The sequence below is a fragment of the Ruegeria sp. CDSA079 genome, assembly GCF_059612245.1.
In genome coordinates this window covers 1-5217 of record NZ_JBXWQF010000047.1, presented here as the reverse complement: position 1 = coordinate 5217, position 5217 = coordinate 1, and the positions used below count along the sequence as shown (strand labels likewise).

The following is a 5217-nucleotide window of genomic DNA, read 5'->3' as shown; positions in this document are numbered from 1 at the left end:
GCAGCGAATTTCTGCTTCTCGCCCGTTTCCTCGCCCTCACGCTCAACAGGGGACAACAACGGTTTCGTCTTCAGCGCCCCGGCCCAACAATGCCCCGCTCCTGAGATGTATCTCAGCTTGCAAGCCGTGTTGCGCTCGCTCGTCTGGCATCAGCTTGATCTTATCGATGAGCATCGCCAGATATCCATGCGCTTCCTCGACATAAGCCTTGTCAGAGAGCAGATGCTCGATGTTGTTGAGCGCGCGCTCATAGATCGCGCGCGCATCTTCAACCTCAGCTTGGCTGCGCGCGATCTGTGCCTCAAGTGCTGTGATGCGAGACGTCAAATCGCTGATTTCTTGCTCCAGAGTGTCCGCCCTGGCCTTGAACGTGGCATATGGCGCGCCTTCTGCGACGGCCGCGAGGATATTGTCACGCCCTGCGGTTGCTTTGTCGCGCGCCGTTTCAAATCGTCTGAGGTCAGCCTCCAGCTGACCGTCTGCCAGTTTGCCGCGTTCGTCCTCCAGAGCCTGCTCAAAGCGTTTTAGCAGGTCGTCTGACCGAAAGGCTGCTCGCAGCGCCCCAAACACACGCGACTCAATGCGCCTGCGCGAGATCGCACGTTTGTTGTTACATGCGGCACGCCTTGCCTCTCTGCAGCGGTAGCTCGTCTTGTTGATGGTGACATACGGTGCTCCGCAGCACCCGCACTTTAACAAGCCAGACAGAAGAAAGACGGTGCGCCGTGCCGCACGGGCCGCTTTGGGCGTGTCCGCGGCACGCCGTGCCAACTCGGTCTGCACGGCGTCCCAAAGAACCTGATCTATGATGCGCAATTCAGGGATATCCTGCTCCACATAGTCTTCCGGTGTGCGCTTGAGTTTCCGCTGACCGGCCTCTGGGTGATACGTGTGCGTAAATTGGCAAATGCTGGCGATTCCGATGTAAAGCTGATTGCGTAGAATGCCTTCGCGTCGGGACGGATTGCCACGGATCGTTGAGCCATCCCATGAGCCACCATTGGGCGCCGGGATACGGTCCTTGTTGAGGCCTTCTGCAATCGACTGCGCCGAACGACCGGTTGCAAACTCTTCAAAGATACGGCGCACAATACGCGCCTGATTAGGATCGATCTCCCGGTTGGGGCCGGTTTCTGCCTCACGCTTTCGGTAGCCGAAGGCACGGGTGTGCAAGCGCTGCCGCGTGACCGCACCCTGCATGCCGCGGCGGGTATGATCCGAGATCTTCTGGCTGAACATCTGCGCGCCAAAGCCCGCAAAGAGCACCTTCATGAAGTCCTGCTCCCCTTTCTGGATCGAGTGCAGCTTGATATCCTGGAACATGAAGAAGTCGTAGGTGCTCAACGCATCTTTGACTTTGCGAGTGAGACGGTCGATGGCTTCCACCACAACTACATCAAAAGACTGAGCCGCCGCTGCCGCCTTCAACGCCTGGAAGCCCGGACGACGCATGTCTTTGCCTGACTTCTCTCGGTCCTCAAAGACATTAACAATCGCCCAGCCCTGACGCGCGCAGAAGCGTTCCGCCACGGCAATTTGATCTTCGATCGAGGTGGCTTTCTGCAAGTCTGAGCTATAGCGAGCATAAACGACGGCGCGGAGAGTTATGGCGTTTCCTTGATTGGGTGGTTCAAATTGGCGGCGGGTTGCGACGCGATGGCTTGCACCTCGGCGCGCGCCATCAACTTGAGTAAACCGCGCAGGCGATCTGGGTCTGGTTGTTTGCGCCCTGTGGCGCGTTGGCGGCCTAAGCGGTGAACTGAAGGGGTGAACGGTCCAGTTCGGGGTCCCTGTGTTGGTGTCTGCCGTGAGTGGCAGTCGGAACTTGGGACCGAAGGAATTTTTGCAAAAAAGCAGTTTGGATGGTTTGATCCGAAAGCGCCTTTGCGCCTCCGGATCGTTGCAGGTAAGGTCATATCCTCGCCGCGCAGCGTCAGCGCGATTTGCTCGGATCGACGCAGTCGGCCAAGTGTTTGCAGGGTTGTGAGCAAAGACTTCAGGGGCTGGATCTTGCTCTCCAGGTCCCGCGCCTTCGGCTCCAACTCTTCGATATGGTAGCCGCCGCGCACGTGGTTCTCATCCGATATGAACTCGGTGCGCCGTCCAGTGTCGACAACTTCGATCAGCGGCAGCAGCATACACTCCAACGCATCGAGGTCCCTCGCAGAGAAAATCTTCTCCTGCGCAATCCGCACCGCAAGACGGCGTGCGGCATTGGCACTTTGTATGTCGGTCCAGCAATCCACCAACTGGTCCAGCGCGTCGTGCGCGCTGGGAGCGAGGCTGAGAGCCTGGAAGATCGCAGATTGGATCGGGTCGTAGTCGATGTTGAGCTTAGACATTGATCGTCTACCATGTGGTTTTATGGAACTTGGACCGTCGCTCAACAGTGACAGGCCGGCGGCCACCGGCCCTACGCCGCTGTCGGCCCAGATAATCGCGCCGGATATCGCGTTCGGCGTGAATGCGGGCCCGCACCTTGTGCATGCGGGCGTTTGCAGGACCGCTGAGGCGTCCGAGCACCGGCGTCCCTTTCTCTGAGTGCAGCTCGAACCCGGGATGATCGAGTGACACGAGAATCCGCCGCGAAGCATCGAAGCGCGTTGGAAGGTGAAGTGCGGCTGAAGCGCGGTCCTTCTCGGAGCGCACATCTACGCAGTAGGCGGCCTTGCGGGAACGCGGATTGGATGTGCCGTAGGCGAGAGACGCGAAGCGACCAACATCGGTCTCTTCCACATCGAGTACCAGTGCCGGACGGACCTTTGGAAGGTTCGGGCCGTCTGTCTCATGGGGAAAGCGGAAAGCAACAACGTCGCTGGTATATAGCGCATCCTGCCAGGTGGCCGGACGCGCGGTGTTGGTTGGTGGTGTGTCGGTCATTGGAATCTCCAATTGGAACAATCATCACGTCTTGTTCTGATCCGGGGCTGGTCCCCGGCCTCAGATGCGCGACACAACGTCTGCGCAGCTGAGACCGGGCGTCCTGCACCTGGTGCACACACCGCTTCGCAGCTTCACGGCGGCCAGCGCTGGAAGGGGTTTGGGGAAGGTCGGCGAAGGATCTTCCTCAAGAGCACGGGGTCTCGGGGCGGTATGCGGAATACCCCTTGAGCCTGCCGGGAGGCGCCCATGGAGTGCAGAGGAGCGTGGCAAAGGTTCCTTTGCCGCCCAACGCGCAGGGGACCCGCGGTAGCGCGGGGTTCGGGGCAGCGCCCCGACGAACGACAGCCAGAGCGGTTTCCAAGGGAAACTGCGCGGTCTGATTAGTGAGTAACTCTCCCTGCGCAGCCAGGTCGCGCCTTGGTCAAGACGGCGCGTCAAACCTGCGATGCACAAGTTTGCGACAGCGGACCCACTTCCCGTCCTCAAGATGAGAGGACGACGTGACGGACGAAGTGATCAAGGCGGCCACCAAGCAACACCCTGTGGTGTTGCGCATGGAAGGTCCGTTTCCAGCGGATATGGGCGGATGCGAGCTGCACCGCCGCCGAAAAGGCGGCGATCTCGGTCACGTGGATGAAACACGATCGAGCCTCAACCGGCGCCTGATCGGCGGCGAAGACTGGGCGCAGCGCGCGCTCAAAGAGATCGAAGAAATACGCGTAGAGAATTTTGCTAAAGAGCTTGAGGGGCTGACGAAGCGGCGGCGTAAAGCGGAGCTTGCCAAACGCGTTGCCGAAGGCCCGAAGGATCCTTGGCGAGCAACGCGTCATGGTCCTCTGCGTGAGGTGATCATAACAGCGCACAAGGACTGGTTTGCAGCGTTTGATCACGACAACATAGATCACCTGTTTGGCGAGAGTCGCGAGGAACAATTTGAGCAAGCGGCTGTGGCGTGGCTCAAAGACAGCTTTGGAGATGATGTCATTCACGCACGGGCTGATCTTGATGAGACCACCTATCATATCCATGCGGTTGTGTTGCCACGCTCACAAACCAAAGACGGGCGCAGGATGCTGCAGCCTTCAGTGCACGCTCTGATCAAGGACTATGAGAAGGCGCAAGACAGCGTTGGAGATTGGTTTGCAGAGCTTGGATTGAAGCGCGGAGAGCGGCGCAAGCAGGCATTGCGAGACGCAGTGCATCAGCATCGCAAAGAACAGACATCGAGCGCCAATGAGAACGAAAGACTCGCGAGCCTTCCGGAGTATGTGGAACACGTCAGCCCGCGCAAATGGCGGGAAGAGAAAGAGCGGCAACTGACAGAGCGTGAAGCCCACGTAGGCAAACGCGAGAAACAAGCCGCGACCGTGATAGAGACCGCAAAGGCCGTCGCGGAGGGCGACCCCAAAACGCTGGCGGAGATGGCGCAGCCTGATGGCAAATCCATCGCCGCGCGCTTGTTTGGAAAAGCATTTTTTGCGTTGCGCATAAAAGCCCGCGAGGAGGCAAGGCAGGAAGCCCAAGCTGAGGTGCAGACGCATTTTGAGGAGATCAAAGCGGCGGATGACGCGATTGTCGCAGCGTCGGCCTCCCTTCCGGACCGCACAAAGAAAGAGATCATCAAAGCGCGTCGGTCACTGGTGGGGCGCATCACGACACTCAAGCGCGCGATCAATAAATGGCACCAACCAGGGCAAAACAAGGATCCCGAGGTTTAAGGGTGTCAAACTCCCCTCAAACTTTTTTCTCACTAAAGACCAATGAACATACCTGATGAGTGTCGGTGGCGGCAATAAGCCCCCACCGACATTCACCGGGAGCAAATGCTCTCAAATAATCACGGTAAACAAGAGGGACTTCTCATGAACCTACCGACAAACCTCTCCTCGGCGCAGTTGCGCGCGCTCGGGATCATTGCAGACATCGGCAAAGCGCAAGCCGAGGAAACCGCAAAAATCATGGAGGCCTTTGCGGATACGCTGCCTGCATTCCTTGAAGCCGCGACTGAAGACAAAGCCTTCGGGCGCAAAGTCTTCGTGCTCTTTGAAGCCGTCGCAAAAATCGGCGCAGCCAAAAAGATGCAACGTCATCCGCTGCGCCCAGCAGGCATCGACCAAGAAGTAGAGACACTGCGGGAGGCGAAAAAGAGCAAGCCGAAGGTGATGGCAAGACCAGATCCGGAACCCAAGGGGTAAGCGGCTAACGGCAAGCACACCGAACGGAAAAAGGGCGCGGATCAAGCCGTGCCCTTCTTCGCTGTGTTAGTAGTTGTTGCCTCAGCTAATCGGGGTGCTCGCAGTGTCTAAAGCGGACCTTCGCCGCGGGTTCAACAAA

General features: G+C 58.6%; 5 protein-coding genes. 2 read left to right on the top strand and 3 right to left on the bottom strand.

Annotation, left to right across the window (positions count from 1 at the left end):
- Window positions 1–42: 42 nt before the first annotated feature.
- The 3 genes from AC2FJZ_RS22190 to AC2FJZ_RS22180 are packed head-to-tail and all read right to left on the bottom strand — an operon-like array spanning window position 43 to window position 2880.
- Window positions 43–1608: a recombinase family protein gene (locus tag AC2FJZ_RS22190; RefSeq protein ID WP_496780392.1), complete on the bottom strand. Its 1566-nt coding sequence runs from the start codon at window positions 1606–1608 to the stop codon at window positions 43–45.
- Window positions 1605–2342 carry a hypothetical protein gene (locus AC2FJZ_RS22185; RefSeq protein ID WP_496674452.1) on the bottom strand — a complete coding sequence of 246 codons (738 nt, stop codon included), beginning with the start codon at window positions 2340–2342 and terminating at the stop codon, window positions 1605–1607. The genes AC2FJZ_RS22190 and AC2FJZ_RS22185 overlap by 4 nt, the downstream gene beginning before the upstream one ends.
- Window positions 2343–2349: 7 nt before the next feature.
- Entirely contained in the window at window positions 2350–2880 is a 531-nt protein-coding gene (locus AC2FJZ_RS22180) for a hypothetical protein (protein WP_496674455.1), read from the bottom strand.
- A 503-nt stretch (window positions 2881–3383) separates the two neighbouring features.
- On the opposite strand from AC2FJZ_RS22180, the gene AC2FJZ_RS22175 reads away from it, so the two are divergent.
- Both AC2FJZ_RS22175 and AC2FJZ_RS22170 read left to right on the top strand, forming a co-directional pair.
- A complete protein-coding gene (locus AC2FJZ_RS22175; protein ID WP_496780390.1) occupies window positions 3384–4601 on the top strand; it encodes a plasmid recombination protein in 1218 nt (405 codons plus the stop codon).
- 144 nt (window positions 4602–4745) lie between these two features.
- A complete protein-coding gene (locus AC2FJZ_RS22170; RefSeq protein WP_496674460.1) occupies window positions 4746–5078 on the top strand; it encodes a hypothetical protein in 333 nt (110 codons plus the stop codon).
- Window positions 5079–5217 lie beyond the last annotated feature (139 nt).